The sequence below is a fragment of the Pseudoxanthomonas sp. SE1 genome (assembly GCF_029542205.1).
In the GTDB taxonomy this organism is placed as follows: Bacteria; Pseudomonadota; Gammaproteobacteria; order Xanthomonadales; family Xanthomonadaceae; genus Pseudoxanthomonas_A.
This window is the reverse complement of the sequence record NZ_CP113783.1, coordinates 164,273-180,938: the sequence shown is the minus strand read 5'-3', so window position 1 is coordinate 180,938 and position 16,666 is coordinate 164,273. Positions and strand designations below refer to the sequence as shown.

Annotated in this window: 11 protein-coding genes; 4 read left to right on the top strand and 7 right to left on the bottom strand. The window is 65.0% G+C overall.

Translation table 11 applies throughout. The annotated features are described in order from the left end of the window. Positions 1–354: 354 nt before the first annotated feature. A complete protein-coding gene (locus OY559_RS00880; RefSeq protein ID WP_277728214.1) occupies positions 355–738 on the top strand; it encodes a hypothetical protein in 384 nt (127 codons plus the stop codon). A 113-nt stretch (positions 739–851) separates the two neighbouring features. Then, positions 852–1,331, top strand: a complete 480-nt coding sequence (gene trmL / locus OY559_RS00875; protein ID WP_277728212.1) for a tRNA (uridine(34)/cytosine(34)/5-carboxymethylaminomethyluridine(34)-2'-O)-methyltransferase TrmL — start codon at positions 852–854, stop codon at positions 1,329–1,331. 192 nt (positions 1,332–1,523) lie between these two features. Here trmL and OY559_RS00870 read toward each other — a convergent pair whose 3' ends face one another. The 7 genes from OY559_RS00870 to OY559_RS00840 all read right to left on the bottom strand — a co-directional run bounded on the left by OY559_RS00870 (position 1,524) and on the right by OY559_RS00840 (position 13,797). Next, complete coding sequence (locus OY559_RS00870; RefSeq protein WP_277728211.1) at positions 1,524–2,789, bottom strand: NAD(P)/FAD-dependent oxidoreductase; 1,266 nt, start codon at positions 2,787–2,789, stop codon at positions 1,524–1,526. After that, positions 2,786–3,484: a M15 family metallopeptidase gene (locus tag OY559_RS00865; RefSeq protein ID WP_277728209.1), complete on the bottom strand. Its 699-nt coding sequence runs from the start codon at positions 3,482–3,484 to the stop codon at positions 2,786–2,788. The genes OY559_RS00870 and OY559_RS00865 overlap by 4 nt, the downstream gene beginning before the upstream one ends. A gap of 10 nt (positions 3,485–3,494) precedes the next feature. After that, positions 3,495–5,039, bottom strand: a complete 1,545-nt coding sequence (locus OY559_RS00860) for a serine hydrolase domain-containing protein (protein ID WP_277728208.1) — start codon at positions 5,037–5,039, stop codon at positions 3,495–3,497. 113 nt (positions 5,040–5,152) lie between these two features. Continuing rightward, on the bottom strand, positions 5,153–8,038 hold the full coding sequence (locus OY559_RS00855) for a TonB-dependent receptor domain-containing protein (protein WP_277728206.1): 2,886 nt from the start codon (positions 8,036–8,038) through the stop codon (positions 5,153–5,155). Positions 8,039–8,407: 369 nt separating this feature from the next. Beyond that, entirely contained in the window at positions 8,408–9,184 is a 777-nt protein-coding gene (locus OY559_RS00850) for an N-acetylmuramoyl-L-alanine amidase (RefSeq protein ID WP_277728205.1), read from the bottom strand. 139 nt (positions 9,185–9,323) lie between these two features. After that, complete coding sequence (locus tag OY559_RS00845) at positions 9,324–12,251, bottom strand: TonB-dependent receptor (RefSeq protein ID WP_277728204.1); 2,928 nt, start codon at positions 12,249–12,251, stop codon at positions 9,324–9,326. A gap of 124 nt (positions 12,252–12,375) precedes the next feature. After that, a complete protein-coding gene (locus tag OY559_RS00840) occupies positions 12,376–13,797 on the bottom strand; it encodes a transglutaminase-like domain-containing protein (protein WP_277729874.1) in 1,422 nt (473 codons plus the stop codon). Between the two features lie 267 nt (positions 13,798–14,064). Here OY559_RS00840 and OY559_RS00835 point away from each other — a divergent pair, with 267 nt between their 5' ends. Continuing rightward, positions 14,065–15,531, top strand: coding sequence for a C40 family peptidase (locus OY559_RS00835; RefSeq protein WP_277728202.1), 1,467 nt, complete (start codon positions 14,065–14,067; stop codon positions 15,529–15,531). After that, entirely contained in the window at positions 15,528–16,625 is a 1,098-nt protein-coding gene (locus OY559_RS00830; RefSeq protein ID WP_277728201.1) for a dipeptide epimerase, read from the top strand. Before OY559_RS00835 ends, OY559_RS00830 begins: the two co-directional genes overlap by 4 nt. The last annotated feature ends 41 nt before the right edge of the window (positions 16,626–16,666 follow it).

The window sequence follows — 16,666 nt, the reverse complement described above, 5'->3', positions numbered from 1 at the left end:
GTTGCTGGTTGAACGGCATCCAAACCAGAACACACCGCATTGACCGGGATCGGGCCGAAGCGGCGTGTTCGCAGTCACAACGCACACCCTGGCGCGTCTTGTTGCATGCAGGACGGACACCTGGGCGGACATGCACTCGGACACCGGACACGCAGGACAGAAGCCTAAAACCCTATTGGATCAACAACTTGCGATTGGCACGGTTTCTGCTCTATCCATAACAAGCCTTCCGCTGTCCGACGTCAACCTGACTGAACCCTGAATCAACTCACCAAAACTAACGGTTTTGCTTGATCTGTCTGTCTAGGTGTACTACCTTACTACCACACCACACAACAACATCACTACAGAGGCATGACAATGAACACCAAGAACCTCCTCCCGCTGACCGCCGCCGCCGTGTTCGCCCTGTGCGCCGGGTCCATGGTCGTTTCCGCCACCCACGCCGACAACGCCCGCAACACCGCCGAAGCCACCCACATCGTCAACCTGCCCGCCGTCACGGTGAAACCCGATGCGGCCGACCTGGCCCACTACCTGACCTACAAGGACACCAAGATCGTCGACCTGGCCACGATCACCGTGAAGCCCAGCACCGAAGACCTGGCCTACTTCGTTGCCCAGCAGGCAGTGCGCGTGGTCGACATGCCGGTGGTCACCGTGCGTCCGTCCGCCGAGGACATGCAGCAGATCGCGGTGCAGGCGGGCGTGCTGGCCGGCCAGCTGGCTTCGCGCTGATACGCAGGCAACACTCCACGTTCCACCTGCGTTTCCACGCAAGCCGGCAACCGCCGGAGTTCCACCGCACCACATGCCCGTGAGGCCATGCAGCGCCGCGTAGAATGCGCGCCATGACCGACACCCTGGACATCGATGTCCTGCTGTACCAGCCGGAAATTCCCCCGAATACCGGCAACGTCATCCGCCTCTGCGCGAACACCGGCGCGCGGCTGCACCTGATCGAACCCCTCGGGTTCGCATTGGAAGACAAGCAGCTCAAGCGCGCCGGCCTGGACTACCACGAATACGCGACGTTGCAGGTCCACGCTTCGCTGGAAGCAGCCCTGCAGCGGATCCGGCCCACACGTCTGTTCGCATTGAGCACCCGCGGCACCCTCCGATACGACCAGCCTGCCTACCAGCCCGGCGATGCGTTCCTGTTCGGCCCCGAGACCCGCGGCCTGCCGCAGGACCTGCTGGACGGCCTGCCCGAACGGCAGCGCCTGCGCCTGCCGATGCGCCCCGACAACCGCAGCCTCAACCTGTCCAACACCGTCGCCGTCGTCGTGTTCGAGGCATGGCGGCAAGCGGGGTTCGGCGGCGGCGCTTGAGGCTAGGTGTACTTGTGGGAGCGACGTGAGTCGCGAATGCGCACCGCAAGAGGTCCAGATCCCGGACTCGGCACTGATCAGTGCCGGTGCGGCTTCCGCATTACATGGAACCCGCGTCTTGATCGAACCAACGCATACCACCAGCGCGTGCAATCGCGACTCACGTCGCTCCCACAACAATCGGAAAGTGATTCAGCCAAACCGTGCCAGCCCGTAGGGCGCCAACGGTATATCGGTCGCTTCGCCCGCCATCATCTGATCGAGCAGCCGTCCCGTGACCGGGCCCTGCGTCAGGCCGAGATGGCCATGCCCGGTGGCGACGAAGATATCCTCGCCCGGCACCCGGTCGATGATCGGCAGCGAATCGGGCGTGCATGGCCGATTGCCCGCCCATTCCGACACCGGTTCGGCCGTGATGCCCGGGAACAGCTTGCGTGCCTCCGGGTCGAGCCGGCGGATCAGGTGGTAGTGCGGGTCGCGGCCCAGCGCCGTCAGCTCCTTGATGCTGGTCATGCGGATGCCGGCCTGCATGGGCGACACCACCATGTACCGCTCCGCCCACAGCGTCGGCCGACGCACGATGACATCCGTCTGCGGATACATCAGGTGGTATCCGCGTGCGGGAATTACCGGGATCTTCATCCCGAACGGACGCAGCAGGGCGTTGCTCCACGCGCCCGCCGCCACCACCACGCGGCCGGCATGCACGGCGCCGTGGTCGGTGTCGAGGCGGTAGCCGCCGTCCTGGCGGATAATCGCCGAGACGCTGGCGATCAGCGGCGTCGCACCGCGCGCGCTCAGGTGATTGAAGAGGCGGCGGCAGAAGTCGCCGGGATCGCGCATCGCCAGCGATTCGCGCTGGAAGACCGCCCGCTGGAAGCCCGTTCCGATGCCGGGTTCGAGCTCGCGCAGCTGGCCGGCGTCCAGGACGTCGAATGCCACGCCGCGATCACGCATCAGGCCGCGCTCCCATTCGCCCTTCGCGAAACTGGCCTCCTCGCTGTAGACGTGCAGGTAGCCGGTGTGCGCGATGAGGTCCTGTGCGCGGATCCGCTCGCCCAACCCGAGCCACGCGGCGCGCGAAGCGATATTGATCGCGCTCAGCGCATCGATGATCGGCAGCACGTGCTGCATGCGGCCCTGGTCCAGGAACTGCAGCAACCAGCGTGCATAACTCGGACTGACGCCCCAGTCGAGTTTCAACGGCGCCAACGGATTGGCGAGCATCCGCAACGCCTTCATGACGATGCCGGGCGTGGACTGGGGCATCACGTTGCCGACGGAAATGGAGCCCGCATTGCCGAACGATGTTTCGCCAGCCGGCCCCTTCGCATCGATCAGCGTGCACGACAGCCCGCGATCCAGCAGGTGATGGGCGGCGGACAGGCCGACGATGCCACTGCCGATCACCGCGACATCGGTGGTCCGCGGTGGCGTGGAGGAAGGGGAAGCACTCATCGGATCGGGACGTCGTAGGCGATCTTGGGGGTGGGTTCGGGGCGGAAGGTGAAGTGCCACCATTCCATCGCATAGTTCTGGAAGCCGTGCCGCGCCATGGCCTGCACCAGGTGCGCGCGGTTGCGGCGCTGCTCGTCGCTTATCGAGGGATGCGCGGTATTGGCGCGCGGATCGAAGAAGTCGAACGGCGTACCCATGTCCAGTTCCGTGCACGCGCCGCCACCGCAACGCACCAGCGTCAGGTCCAGCGTCGCGCCCCGGCTGTGGCCGGAGGATTCGGCGATGTAGCCATCGAGCAGGCGCGCCTTGTCCAGGTTCGGGTAGTACGCCGCCTTGGTCCGCTGGTCGGCGGGGTCGCGTGCCCAGGCGACGAAGTGCTTCACCGCGCGTACCGGGCGATAGCAGTCGAACACCTTCAGCGACAGGCCTTCGCGCTGCACGTCCTGCTGCACGCGGGCGAGCGCTTGCGCGACCGGTGCCAGCAGCAGGCACTTGGGCGCCTCATAGCCGACGACCGGCACCCCCACGAAATTGTCCTTGCCCGCATAGCGGATTTCCTGCTGCAGACCGGGCACGACCGTCGCCGCATCGACCAGGTCCGCCTGCGCCGCTTCCTGTGCCGGAGACACCTGTACGCCCGGCGCGGACGCGCAGGCGCCGAGCAACGGAAGCGTACTCAACAGGAGCAGCACCATGCCTCGCACGTCAGCGGCAGGCCTGCGTGCGGTGGAAATCGAGATCGGCATAGTCGTAGCTGAAGTCTGCTTCGGGATCGACGTGCGACAGTTTAAGCCCGGCGTCGCTGCCTGCCTGGGCGGCGGTGAAGTGGAGCCACGGCTCGGCATCCACACTGTCGTCGTCCCAATCCACCAGCCAGCGCTCGTCCACCCGCATCACGGTACCCGTCAGCATGGGTGAGCGCGCGGCGGAAAAACGTACGCGGTCGCCTGCCGCACACAACACCACGTCACCGAACCATGGATCGCGGTAATGCCCCATCCATGGCGCCATCGCCTGTGGCGTCGCACTTGCGCGATGGCGCGTGTCGGCCTTGGGCTTGGCGGCGCGCTCGCCGGCGCGCTCCTTGTCCAGCAGCGCGGCGTAATGCGCGACGGTGGGCGATGTCCCTGGCGCGGTGAAGTGCTTGGTGAGCACCTGGCCCAGCACGGTCCGCGCGGCCTCGCCTTCGCCATTGATCAGGATGACGATGCCGGTGCGCTGGTCGGGCAACAGGATCACCGACGAATACATACCCGCCAGCGTCCCGGTATGCGCGACCTTCCAGACACCATCCACGTCGGAGAGGCGCCAGCCGTAGCCATATGCGGAGAAATGGCTATTGTCCCAGGCACGCATGCGCGCGTTCACCGGCATCGGCATGTGCGCGGTCCACACGGCCCTGCGCTGCGCGGGGGACAACCATGCTGGAGCGCGCTCCGGCGACAGCCACATGTCAACCCATGCCAGCATGTCGCCGAGGCTGCAGCGGATGCCGCCGGCCGCCATCGAAGTGACGTCCGGCACCAGGTCGGCGTCTTCGCGGATCACGCGATTGCCCTGCTCGGTGCGCATGTGCGGTTGCGCCACATTGCCGACCTGCGCGCGGTTCCACTCGCCGACCTGGCACCTGCGCATGCCGAGCGGCTGGAACAGTTCCCGCTTCACCAATGCGTCGTAAGGGGCGCCACCCGCTGCGGCCGCGACCTCGCCGGCGACAACGTAGAGCAGGTTGTCGTAAGCGTAGTTGGCGCGGAAGCTGTGCGTCGGCTTCAGGTGCGCCAAGCCGGCGATGATGTCCGCGCGAGTGAACCGATTGGGCTCCGGCCACAGCATCAGATCACCCGCACCCAGGCCCAGGCCGCTGTTGTGGATCAGCAGGTCGCGCACCTGCATCTGCTGCGTGACCCACGGGTCGTGCATGCGGAACTGCGGCAGGTATTTAGTGACCGGGTCGTCCCACTTCAGCTTGCCCGCGTCGACCAGGCGCGCCAGCACGCCCGCGGTCATCGCCTTGCTGTTGGAGGCGATCTTGAACAGCGTGTCGTTGTTGATCTTCTCACCGCCGCCGGCACTTACCTCGCCCAGCGTGCGCGTGTAGACGATCTCACCATCTTCGATGACTCCAACCGCCAGGCCGGGCAGCCGGTAGTGCTCGAAGGTCTGCTCCACTGCTTCATCGAAGGTTTCGTTGCCGGGTGCGGCATGCGCGAGCGGCACGACCAGGGCGAGACAGACGAGGAGATGTTTCATGGCGTGACTCAGGGCTCCGCGGAATCGCAGGCGAGGCATCCCGCATGCGGGCGGGCCGCCACCGGCAAGCCGGCGACGGCCCGAACCTTCAGATGGTCCGACAGCGGATCAGGTCAGTCGAACTTGTACTCGACCATCAATGCGAACGAACGACCGCGCGGATCGGCGACACGCGGCTCCCAAGCGGCACCGGAAGCGAAGTCGTTCTGGTGCGCGGTGAACGGAGGATCCTCGTTGAGCAGGTTGCGCACGACGAGGGTGAACTTGGCGTTCTCCAGACCGGTCCAGCCCACGCTGTAGTTGTAGGTGATGTAGTCGTCCACATCCGGATTCCAGTCTTCCGGAATGTAGCTGCCATTCCTCACGCTGACCGGCAACTCGTCCTTGTAGCCGTCACGGTAGATCTGGGTCAGCGTATGCGACCAGTCGCCCTTCGCCCAGCTGAAGCCAAGCGTGTGCTTCCACTTCAGCGGCAGGCTGTAGTAGCGGACATACTTGCCCACCAGGTTGTCGCCGTAGGGCGAGCTTTCCAGCGCCTTCTCCTGGAAGCTGTCGATGTAGCTGCCATTGAGGTTGACCCGCCACGTGCCGCCGGCCAGTTCGCCGGTCAGGTTGGCGTCCACTTCCACGCCGCTGATCAGCGTGCCGCCCGAGTTGATGAAGCGGCGGTCGATCGCCACCACTTCGCCGCTGGCATCGCGGATCCAGTTGTCGACGAAGAGGTCGTAGTTGGAGATCAGGGTCGCCTGGTTGGGCGTGCGGATGGTGTTGGTGCGCTCGATCTCCCACCAGTCGAGGCTGATGTTGAAGCGATCATTGGGCGCGAACACCACGCCGAAGCTCTTCTGGTCGGACGTTTCCGGCTGCAGGTCGGCCTTGCCACCCGTGAGGATGGCGGGCTGGATGGCCTCGCAGCCCGGCACGGCAGGATTCGCCGCGCCGCCCGGGCAGGTCGCCGGATCGGCCAGGTCGAAGCCGGTGTATGGGCTTTCGGTCACGCCACTGAACAGCTTCGTGAACTCCGGAACCTTGAAGCCCTCGCTGATGGCGCCACGGAACGCCAGCGAATCGATCGGCTGCCACTTGAAGGAGAATTTGGGATTGACCGTGCTTCCGAAACCATCGTAGTCGTCGCGACGCACGGCCACGCTCACTTCCAGACTGTCCAGTACCGGCAGGAAGGCTTCCGCATAGACCGCCTTCACGTCGCGCTGCACCTTGGGCAGGTTGTTGGTCGCGTCGAACGGCGCGCCGAAGATGTAGCTGTTGTCCAGCACGATGCCGTCCGCGGTCGAACCGAACTCGAACTCCTCGCGACGCAGGTCCACGCCGACCGCCGCCATCACTTCGCCGCCCCAGAGGTTGAAGCCCAATCCGCCGGAGAACGCCGCATCCAGTGTCGTGACGGTGGACTCGCCGCCGTACAGGCGGACGCCCGCCGCCGATGCGGCCTGCAGAGCCGCCACGCCTGCCGGATCGTGCTGCTGGCCGGGCATCAGGAAGGGATTGAGCAGGCCACTGCCCAGCACCGCCTTGAAAGCCGGGGTGAAGTAGTAGCCGGTGCCCAGCACCGATTCGGCCTCGCTGGATGCACGCGACAGGCCGATGTCGTAGTCCCAGCTACCCAGCGTGCCATCGAAGCCCACCAGGAAACGGTATGCCTTGGTGGTGGTCTCGATCTGGCGCGGCCCGCAGATCTCGCAGCGCCAGCGATAGGGGATCGGGTTGCCGTAGACGAGGTTGGCTGGGCCGAAGTAGCTGGCCAGCGCGTTGTAGATCATGTCGTACGTGGCCTGCGTATTCGCATTCATGGGGTACCAGGTGCTGGGCCCCAACGCAGAGGCCGCCGTCGACGTGCTGGACGTGATCTGCTGCGCTTCGAACTGGCGGTTGGATTCCGAACGCGACGCCATCGCCTCGGCATAGAAACGATGGTTGTCGCTGATCTTGAAGGTGGCCCGGCCCAGGGCCTGGAGGCTTTCCTGTGGCTGTTGCATCACCTGCGCAGCCGGGTAGTCCCAGGCGCAGGCGTACTTGGAGTTCGCTACGCCCCACAACCGATAGGCATACGGGCCCATCATGTCGCCGCCGGCTTCGCAGCCTGCCGCACCCGGCAGGTTGAGTATGTTGATCAGGGCCTGACCGCCGCCGCCGTCAGGATCGGCCAACGTCCCGGTGATCAGGCCGCCGGCCGCATTGGTCACGGTGGCGAACGGCGTGCCGCGCGTGTCGGGCGACAGGCCGCGGTTCGGTTGGAAGGTGTTGGAGAAGTCACGATCACTGCCAAGCAGGATCTCGTTCTCGCGATAGTTCATCGTGCCCCAGACATTCCAGCCGTCGGTGTCGATGTCGCCCATGCCACCCAGCACGCTGTAGGTGAAGATGTTGCCGCCACCTTCCTGGGTCATGTCGAACCCGGCATTGACCGTGATGCCTTGATAGTCGCTGCGGGTGATGAAGTTGATGACGCCGCCGATGGCATCGGTGCCGTAGACGGCGGATGCACCATCGCGCAGCACTTCGACGCGGTCGATGGCGGCGAAGGGAATGGAATTCAGGTCCACCGCCTGGCCACGCAGGCCGTGGGTGGCGACACGCCGGCCATTCAGCAACACCAGCGTGGCGTCAGCACCCTGGCCACGCAGGTTTGCGCCTGACACGCCATTGTTGCCGCGCAGATCCGCCGGCGCGATGCCCGCGTTCGAGGCAAGACTGTCCGAGCCGTTGCTGGCGATGTTGAGGAACTGCAGCAGCTGTTCCGCCGAGGTGATGCCCTGCGCCTCGATCTCCGCCTTCTGGATGATGGTGACGGGCAGCGCGGCTTCCACGTCGGTGCGCTTGATGCGCGACCCGGTGACGGTGACGGTGTCCAGGGTGCGCGCGCCACCTTCCTGGGCAGGAGCTGCATCCTGTGCGAGGCCGACCGCGGGAAGGGCGAGTCCCAGCACGATGGCGGCGGCAAGATGGCTCGGCTTGAGCGGATGGGATCGAACGGGCATGCGGAATCTCCTGGATGAAAGAACGCTGCAATACGCGGCCACTACACTGTCGCTGCGATGCGCCAAGCGTTGTTCCAGGGGAGTTCGGTCGTCCTCGCGCGGCATCCGCGCCGGACGCCACGGGTGCCTTGCCTGTCATCTCCCCGGAGCGCACGGATCCCCACTGGCGCCTTCCGGCGCATCCGTCCCGGATGCGCACCGCAGTACGTTGTCTGATTGCTCGGATGTGCGCCGGCACCCCGCCGGCACCCATGGACGGACGATGCCACCGTCCGTCACAAAACCCTTGTACATCCGTGTAGCACGCCACCTGAAATGAGTCAATAAATTATTCTTGTTGCGCAGAAAAACTGACTTGAATATTCCTACTCAGGGCGACGCCGTGCCCGCCCGGCTTGCGGGCTCCCGGTAGGTCAGGGCATGCAGGATGCGCAGGTCCTCTGCGTCCAGCTCGGTTCCCTCGATGCCACGGAAGCGGTGATGGAACGCGCGCACGGTGGAACCCCGATCCTCGACGGAATAGCCCACCGCCTGCAGCGCGAGCCAGGGATCGAATCCTGCAGGAGGGTCGCCCGCCCCGTCGCCGGGCCAGATGCCGAAGCCGGCGTCGTACAAGCGCTTCCACGGAAACAGCGGGCCCGGATCGATCTTGCGCGATGGCGCGAGATCCGAGTGGCCGATGACCTGGCTCGGCGGGATGCGAAGGCGTTGGGTCAGGTCGCGCAGCAGCACCACCAGGTTGTCGATCTGCGCATCGGGAAAGGGACTCTTGCCGTCGTTGTCGATTTCGATCCCGATCGAGGCATTGTTGACGTCCGTGATGGCGCCCCACCGCCCGGCGCCGGCGTGCCACGCGCGCTGGGAATCCTTGACCAGCTGGTAGACCTTGCCGTCCTTGCCCACCAGGTAGTGCGAGCTCACGCGCCCACCGCTGTTGCGGCTGCGCAGCGTATCCAGCGACTGTTCGACCGAATCCTGCTCGGTGTAGTGCAGCACGATGACCACCGGGCGCCGCTCATCGAAGTTCTTCGAGGGCACCCACGTGGCCAGCGGGTTGCGCGGGCCGGTATGCGCGCAGCCGCCCAGCAGCATGACCAGCAGCAGCATGGCGACGCTGCGGCGCAGGGAGAGGGAAAGCATCGTCATGTCGGAGACCTCGCGATGGACGTGGGTACAGGAATAGCACGGACCGCGCTGGCGCGTGGCCATGCCGCGGGCAAAGAAAGGCCTGCCGCGAACGGCAGGCCATGGGAGAAACACCACTTCCACCACATGCAGCGTGCGGTCAGAAGTTCCAGGTCACCACGAGCTGTGCATAGCGTGGGGATTGCCACACCGTCCCTTCGCCGAAGTAAGGCATCTCGTTGCCTGGCGTACTTTCGTAGCGCGAGTGCACGTTGATCACCGTCTGTTCGTTGAGCAGGTTGTAGACCGACAGCCTCGCCTTGAGGTCGACCCCTTCGACCGGAAGCGTCCAGGTGACATTGGCGCCCACGTCGTAGACCCAGGGCATGCGGCCAAAAGCCCCGCGCCCGGTGTAGACAAGTTCGCGTGTCGTCCAGTCGCTGCAAGCCGAAACGCAGATCCAGCCCGAGCCGCCGCCACTGAACTCGCCAGGACCGCCCGCGCTCCGGTTGTCGTTGGGCCAACGCACGCCAAAGGCCGTGATGGGGCCGCCCGAGCGCGCCGAAATGGTCGTGCCGAAACTCCACATCTCGTTGAGCTTGTAGCTGCCACGCAGCTTGATCTGGTGGCGGAAATCATTGAACAGGACGCCGTAGCGCTCATTTACGGCCGGATGATCGTAGTACTGGACGAGATTGGTGTCGTTGTAACCCGTGTCGGAATTGACCGGCCCCTCGATGTTGCCTTCCGACTTCGACCACAGGTAGGACGCATTGAATGCCCACTTGTCGTCCCAGGCGCGGTCGATCTGGAATTCCACGGCCTTGTAGGTGCGCTTGGGCTTCTTGTAGCCCATGACCAGGCCGCTGCCGAGCGCGACATAGCCGTCCTGCGAGCTGTCGAACGTCACCCAGTCTTCGGTATCGGGACACCACAGCGTGGTCGTTTCTCCCGGATTGATGATGGGCCAATCACCCGAGTACCAGTCGCAGCCCTCGACGTGGTTGATGCGCGCGTCCTCGACCGCCCGGGTGACCTTCCGGTAGGTCGCATTGACGCCCCATGACCAGGCCTGATTGATCGCCTGCTGGAAACCGAGGATGTACTCATCCTGGAACACCTGCTTGAGGTTCTTCGCTACCGCGGTGCGGACATCATCGGGGGCGGGCACGTTGCCCTCGGTATTGACGGGCCCAAGCTGCTGGCCGACGTCCGGGAAGAGGTAGGACGCGCCGGTCACCGGGTCGGTGCGCTCGACCCAGCCGTTGAGGACATAGTAGGTATGCTCGTCCGTGGTCCCGCCACCGAAGTAATCCGTAAGCTTGTTGGTGATCGGAATGTAGTAGCGACCAGCGTTGCCGAAGATCTTCGTCGTGCCATCGCCCTTCATGTCCCAGCTGAAGCCCAATCGCGGAGAAATCATGTCGCCGAAGTCTGCTTTGGCGAAGGTGGCTCCCGACGCGAGCTTGTTGTGGAACTTGTCCGCGCGCAGACCGAGATTCAACAGCAAGTTGGGCGTGACGTTCCAGGTGTCTTCAATGTAGACCGCCTGCGCTTCCGTGGTTACGGGCGCACCGGTGATGTAGCGCCGGGCATCGATATAGGCCGTCACGCCAGCAGGCACGCTGGCGCCATTCGGAAGATCCCGATCATCCTCGTCGGCGGCGATGCCGATCGCGGTGTAGCTGACGCCGTCACCGGGATAGATGCGAGAGCTGGTGGAGTCCATGACCTCCTGATCCAGGCCGAAGCGGAGCAGATGATCGCCGAGTGCCCACTCGAAATCGAGACGCGCAGCTTCGCGCTTGTCGAAACGGCTGCTGACACTGGTATTGCTGGGGTGGCATCCTTCGCGCGTCGTCGCCGGCGGGAAGAGCGCGTTGTAGGTACTTGAGCGACTGACGATGCTGCAACCCGCATCCCAGGGACTTCCGCCGGTTGCGCTGCGCTCGTTCACGCCGTACATGGCCTTGGCGACAAAATTCTCACTCAAGTGGCCGGTGTACGTCAGCGACCAGTTGTCGCCGCCCGAGCCCACGTAGCTCTCGCCTGTCTTCTCGCCGCGCGCTTCCGCGTCCCAGTCGTAGTCGTAGGCACTCGTGCTGGATTCAGCCTTGTCCGAGAACGCCAGCAATTCAAGGAGATGATTGTCGTTGATCTGCCAATCGAGCTTGCCGCCCCAGAAATCATTGTTGCTGTCCGTGTACCAGGCCTCGATCGTATCGATGTCCCTGGGATTGCTGTCACGGTTCTCATACATCGCAAAGAAGAAGAGCTTGTCCTTCACGATGGCGCCTGATGCCCAGACATTGGCCTTGTAGGTCGATCCACCGTCCCGGCTTCGACGATCACGTTCGTCAATGGTGCCATCCGAATGGAACCGGTCTTTCTGATCCGACGCCCACGCCCTCGGCTGCATGGTGAGCTGGGTCCCCGCCCGGAATTCGTTGCTGCCCGATCGCGTCACCGCGTTGATGACGCCACCGGTTGTTCTGCCGAACTCCGCCGAGTAGCCACCCGTCTTGACCTGGAATTCCTCATAGAACGCAAAGGGCACTGAAGAAAAGCCCTGGCGCCGGTAGGGATCGGTGACGTTCAGACCGTTGATGTATACCGCGTTCTCCGCGACCGAGGATCCGCCAAACGTCAACCCACCGAAGGTGGCGCCCGAGGAAACAACACCGGGTGCGAGGAGCGCGACCGACTCAACGCTCTGGTCCACCGGCAACCGCGCCAGTTCCTCGCGCCGGATGTTCGTCGCCGACTCCGTCGAACGCACGTCCACCCGATTGATCACGCGCGAACCCACGACCTGCACCGCGTTGAGGTTCACCAGGTCGCCCTCGCTGCCGAGGTTGACGGTGGTGGTGCCGCCAAGCGCCACGCTGACACCTACGGTGTCGCCGAGGTCCGCTCCACCACGCTTGACCTGCAGCTGGTAGTCGCCGACCGGCAACTGGGTGACGCGGTAGCTTCCATCCGCACCCACGGTCACCGTGCGCGTCGCCCCGGTGGCGTTGTTGACGATCGTGATCTGGTCGCCTGCGCTCGCCCGTCCCGCGACCGCGCCGGTCGCGCTCTGCGCCATCGCCAGTGGCGCCATGGTCGCGATGCATGCCCCCAGCGCGATGCCCAGCGCCGCCTTTTTCAATACCTTGCCTTTCATCCCCGCTCTCTCCTGCTAAAGATGTTGGTTGAACTGTCTGTCGTGGTCAGTCGTGCCCGTCCTGCGGCAACACGGTCCATTCGAACCGGTAATCCCATTGATCGAAGTAGAGGTTCCCGCCCCGCCACTCCACTTCGCCGCGCTGCAGATCCACCGTCTCCGAACGCGTGTGCTGCTTGGCGGGAACGAACTCGCGCGAATAATCGTCGTTGAACGCGATGCGGTAGGCGTCCAGCCCACCCAGGTAGAACCAGCGCAGCGCGGGATCGTCCGACTGCAGCTGGCCGGTGGTGACATCCATCGGCACCCAGCCATAGGGCGCCAGGTATACCCAGCCCCAGTCGTGCATGTTGTCGTAGCCGACATCGTCGTCCGAGTAGACCCAGCCGGACTGCCAGCGCGCCGGAATGCCGTTCATGCGCAGCAGGGTGATCAGCAACAGGGTCTGCTGTCCGCAGTCGGCATGTCCGGCACGGAAGGCGTAGTCGCTGATGTTGCTGATGGTGGAGTACTCGCGTGCGCCCGCCCATGGAATGCGATCCACGGCGGCGAACAGCTTCTGCGCGATGCGGTAGGGATGCGTCTCGTCGCCGACGACACTGGCGCTGAAGCGGCGCAGGTCCTCGCTGAAGACCACATGCGGCGCGCGTTCGGCCACGAATGGCGCCAATGCCGGCGTGATGTCCGCAGGCACCACCTTTTCAGGGTCGATGCGGAAATGGCGTGCATGGACGGTCATCTCGTATGTCACCGAGAACGTCGTCGGCGCATCGGCCATGGCGGGCTGCTCAAGATAGGCCGTCCGCTGCAGCGCGGACGCCGGCGCGACCTGTGCACCCGCAGGCAGGCTGGCCAGCAGGCGAATGCCTTCCTGCTGGCCGGGGATCGACCTTGGATACGGGATCCAGGCGCGCACGATTTCACCCGCCGGCACTGCCCCGGGCTTCACCGTCAACGACTGGGTTACGCGGATGCGGCGCGCCGCCACGCTGCTCGATTGCGATGCTGCAGACGCACGTACCACTTCCCGATGGTGCGGATGCAGGGATTCGAATGGGCCTTCGACGAACGGCTTGACCGGCGGCGCGCGGCGCGCGGCCGCCTCCGGACTGAGCCGGAACAGGTTCGAGACCGAGCGGTTGAAATAGCGTGGCTCGCCATCGATATCCAGCCGCTCGATCAGTCCGGCACGATCCCAGCGCTGGAACTCGTCCTCGCGCAGGTCCGGTATCTGCGCACGGATCCGATCACGGACAGTAGCCACGTCGAGCGTGAAGTCCAGACGGATCCGGCGCATGCGTTCGCGCTGGAACAGCAGCGCCTGCTGCCCGGCAGCGTCGGCAGGGTCCGCTGCCAGCGCGCGGGTGATGGCGGCGTCGGCGTCACGGAAGCGCCCCTGGTCGACATCGGCGACGATCTCCACCAACGGGTCAACCGCCCCTGCGACCGGGGGAGCGAGGAGTACCATCGGCCACCCGCACAGGCACAGCCACGCCGCCAGCCGGCGCCGGGGGCGCCTGCCGCGTACTGCAACCGTGTGCTGGCGCTTGCTGGCATCCACGTCGTACATCCCCACGTCGACTGGTCGCGGTTTGTGTAACACGACATTAATACACGGGTCAATAATTTATTCTTGCTTTTTATCTCTGAAGAAATAAATATTCTTACGGAACCCACCCCCCGGCCATGGCGTCATGGCATGTCTGGCGGGGCAAGGCCTGACCAAGGGGAGCGGATGAACGCATCGACGCCATGCCGGCACACGGCGGGACGGAACACTCCGGGGGACATCCCCCTTCGCCGGTGGCTGCACTGCCTCGCCCTGGCGGCACTGCTGTGCGGCACGTCGTCCGTGCTGGCACGCGAGCGACTGCCACAACCGCGTCACGCCGTGATCGGCGTGGAGGACCGCCACCTGCTGGCCGACTACTGGATAGGCAAGCTGGCGCACCCGCAGCGCGCGCTGCTCGACAGCGCCGACGTGGCTGCGCAGAACCAGCGCATGCAGCAGACCGACCGTCACGTCCATGCCCTCGAAGCGCTGCCGGCGGAGCTGACCCGTGCGGAGGTGCAGGCATGGCTGGTGCCGCTTTCCGCGCCGCCAACCCGTACCCTCTACGACATGCAGGGTCGCGAGGTGACGAAGACACAGTTGGCCGCGATCGCGGCCAATGCCGCGGTGGATGGCGTCGCGGAGCGCGCGCCGGCGCGATATGGCCTGGTGGTGCACCGGGCCGACCTGCGCACGTTTCCGAGCCGCGAACGTGTCTTCAGCAGCCAGGGCGATACCGACATCGACCGCTTCCAGGAGAGCGCCCTGTTCCCCGGCACGCCCGTCGTCATCGCGCATACCAGCGCGGACGGAGACTGGTACTTCGTGGTGAGTCCGCTCTACGCGGCATGGATCGAGAAGCAGTACGTCGCCGAAGGCGAGCGCGGCGTGGTCTTCGGCTATGGGCGCAGCTCGCCCTCACTGGTGGTGACGGGTGCGACGGCACGCACCGTCCACAACCCGGAGGAGCCGGGCCTGTCCGAACTGCAACTGGACATGGGCGTGCGCGTCCCCTTGCTTGCAGACTGGCCGGCCGACATGCCCGTGAACGGGCAACACCCGTACACCTCGCATGTCATCCAGCTGCCCGTCCGGCGCGCCGACGGCGCGCTGGCATTGCTGCCCGCGCTGCTGCCGCGCACGGCGGACGTGGCACCGGACTACCTGCCGCTGACGCAGGCCAACCTGTTGCACCAGAGCTTCAAGTTCCTCGGCGAGCGCTACGGATGGGGCCATAGCTACAACACGCGCGACTGCAGCGGCTTCGTTTCCGAGGTCTACCGCAGCATGGGCATCACGCTGCCGCGCAACACCAGCGCACAGGCCGTCAGTCCCGCACTGGAGCGGGTGGGTTTCGATGCCTCCGACAGCCACGAGAAGCGCCTCGCCGTGCTGCGTACCCTGCAAGTGGGCGATCTGGTCTACATCCCCGGCCACGTGATGATGGTGATCGGCCATGACCATGGCACCACCTACACCATCCACGACACCACCGGCATCACCTATCGTGGCGCGGACGGGAAGACCGTGCGCACCCGGCTCAATTCGGTCGCCGTCACCCCGCTGGAGCCGCTGATGTTCAATGCCGAGCAGCCCACCGTGGACCGCATCACCGCCATCCAGAGAATCCGTGCCCAAGGGGCTCCATGAAGATCACCGACATCAAGTTCGGCATGCTGCGCGTGCCGCTGAAGACCCCGTTCAAGACCGCGCTGCGTACCGTCGACACCGTCGAGGACATCGTGGTGATCGTGCACACCGACACCGGGCACGTCGGCTACGGCGAAGCACCGGCCACCGCCGTGATCACCGGCGACACGCATGGCTCCATCATCGAAGCCATCGGCAAGTTCATCCGGCCACGCCTGATCGGGCAGGAGATCGCCAACCTCAACCGGATCACCGACCTCATCCAGACATCGCTGGAACGCAATACCAGCGCCAAGGCCGCGGTGGAGATCGCCATCTACGACCTGTGGGCCCAGCTGTACGACGCCCCGCTCTACAAGATGCTCGGCGGTGGCGACCCGGTCATCACCACCGACATCACCATCAGCGTGGACTACATCGACAAGATGGTGGCCGATTCCATCAGCGCGGTGGAGCGCGGATTCGAGTCGTTGAAGATCAAGGTGGGCAAGGACATCGGCCTGGACATCGAACGCGTGAAGGCCATCTATTCCGCCGTCGAAGGCCGCGCCCTGCTGCGGCTGGACGCCAACCAGGGCTGGACCGCCAAGCAGGCGGTGTTCGCCATGCAACACCTCGAAGACGCCGGCGTGGTACTCGAGTTGCTGGAACAGCCGGTCAGGGCGCGCGATCTAGAAGGGCTGAAATACGTCACAGACCGAGTGCACACGCCGGTGATGGCCGACGAAAGCGTGTTCGGACCCGCCGAAGTCATCGACCTGATCAAGATGCGCGCCGCCGACATCATCAACATCAAGCTGATGAAGACCGGCGGCATCTCCAATGCCATCCGGATCGCCGACATCGCCTCGCTGTACGGCGTGGAATGCATGATCGGCTGCATGATCGAGACCAGCATCAGCGTCGCGGCCGCCGTCCATGTGGCCGCCGCGAAGGCCAACGTGATCACCAAGGTGGATCTGGATGGCCCGTCGCTGGGCCAGTTCAACCCTGTCGAGGGCGGGGTGATCTTCAACGAATCCGAGATCACGATCACCGATGCGCCCGGCCTGGGCATCCGTGAGATCCGCGGGCTGGAGATGCTGCCGGGCTGAGCCCGGTGGCGATGGCCCGTTGTCAGTCCCGTCCACCGCCA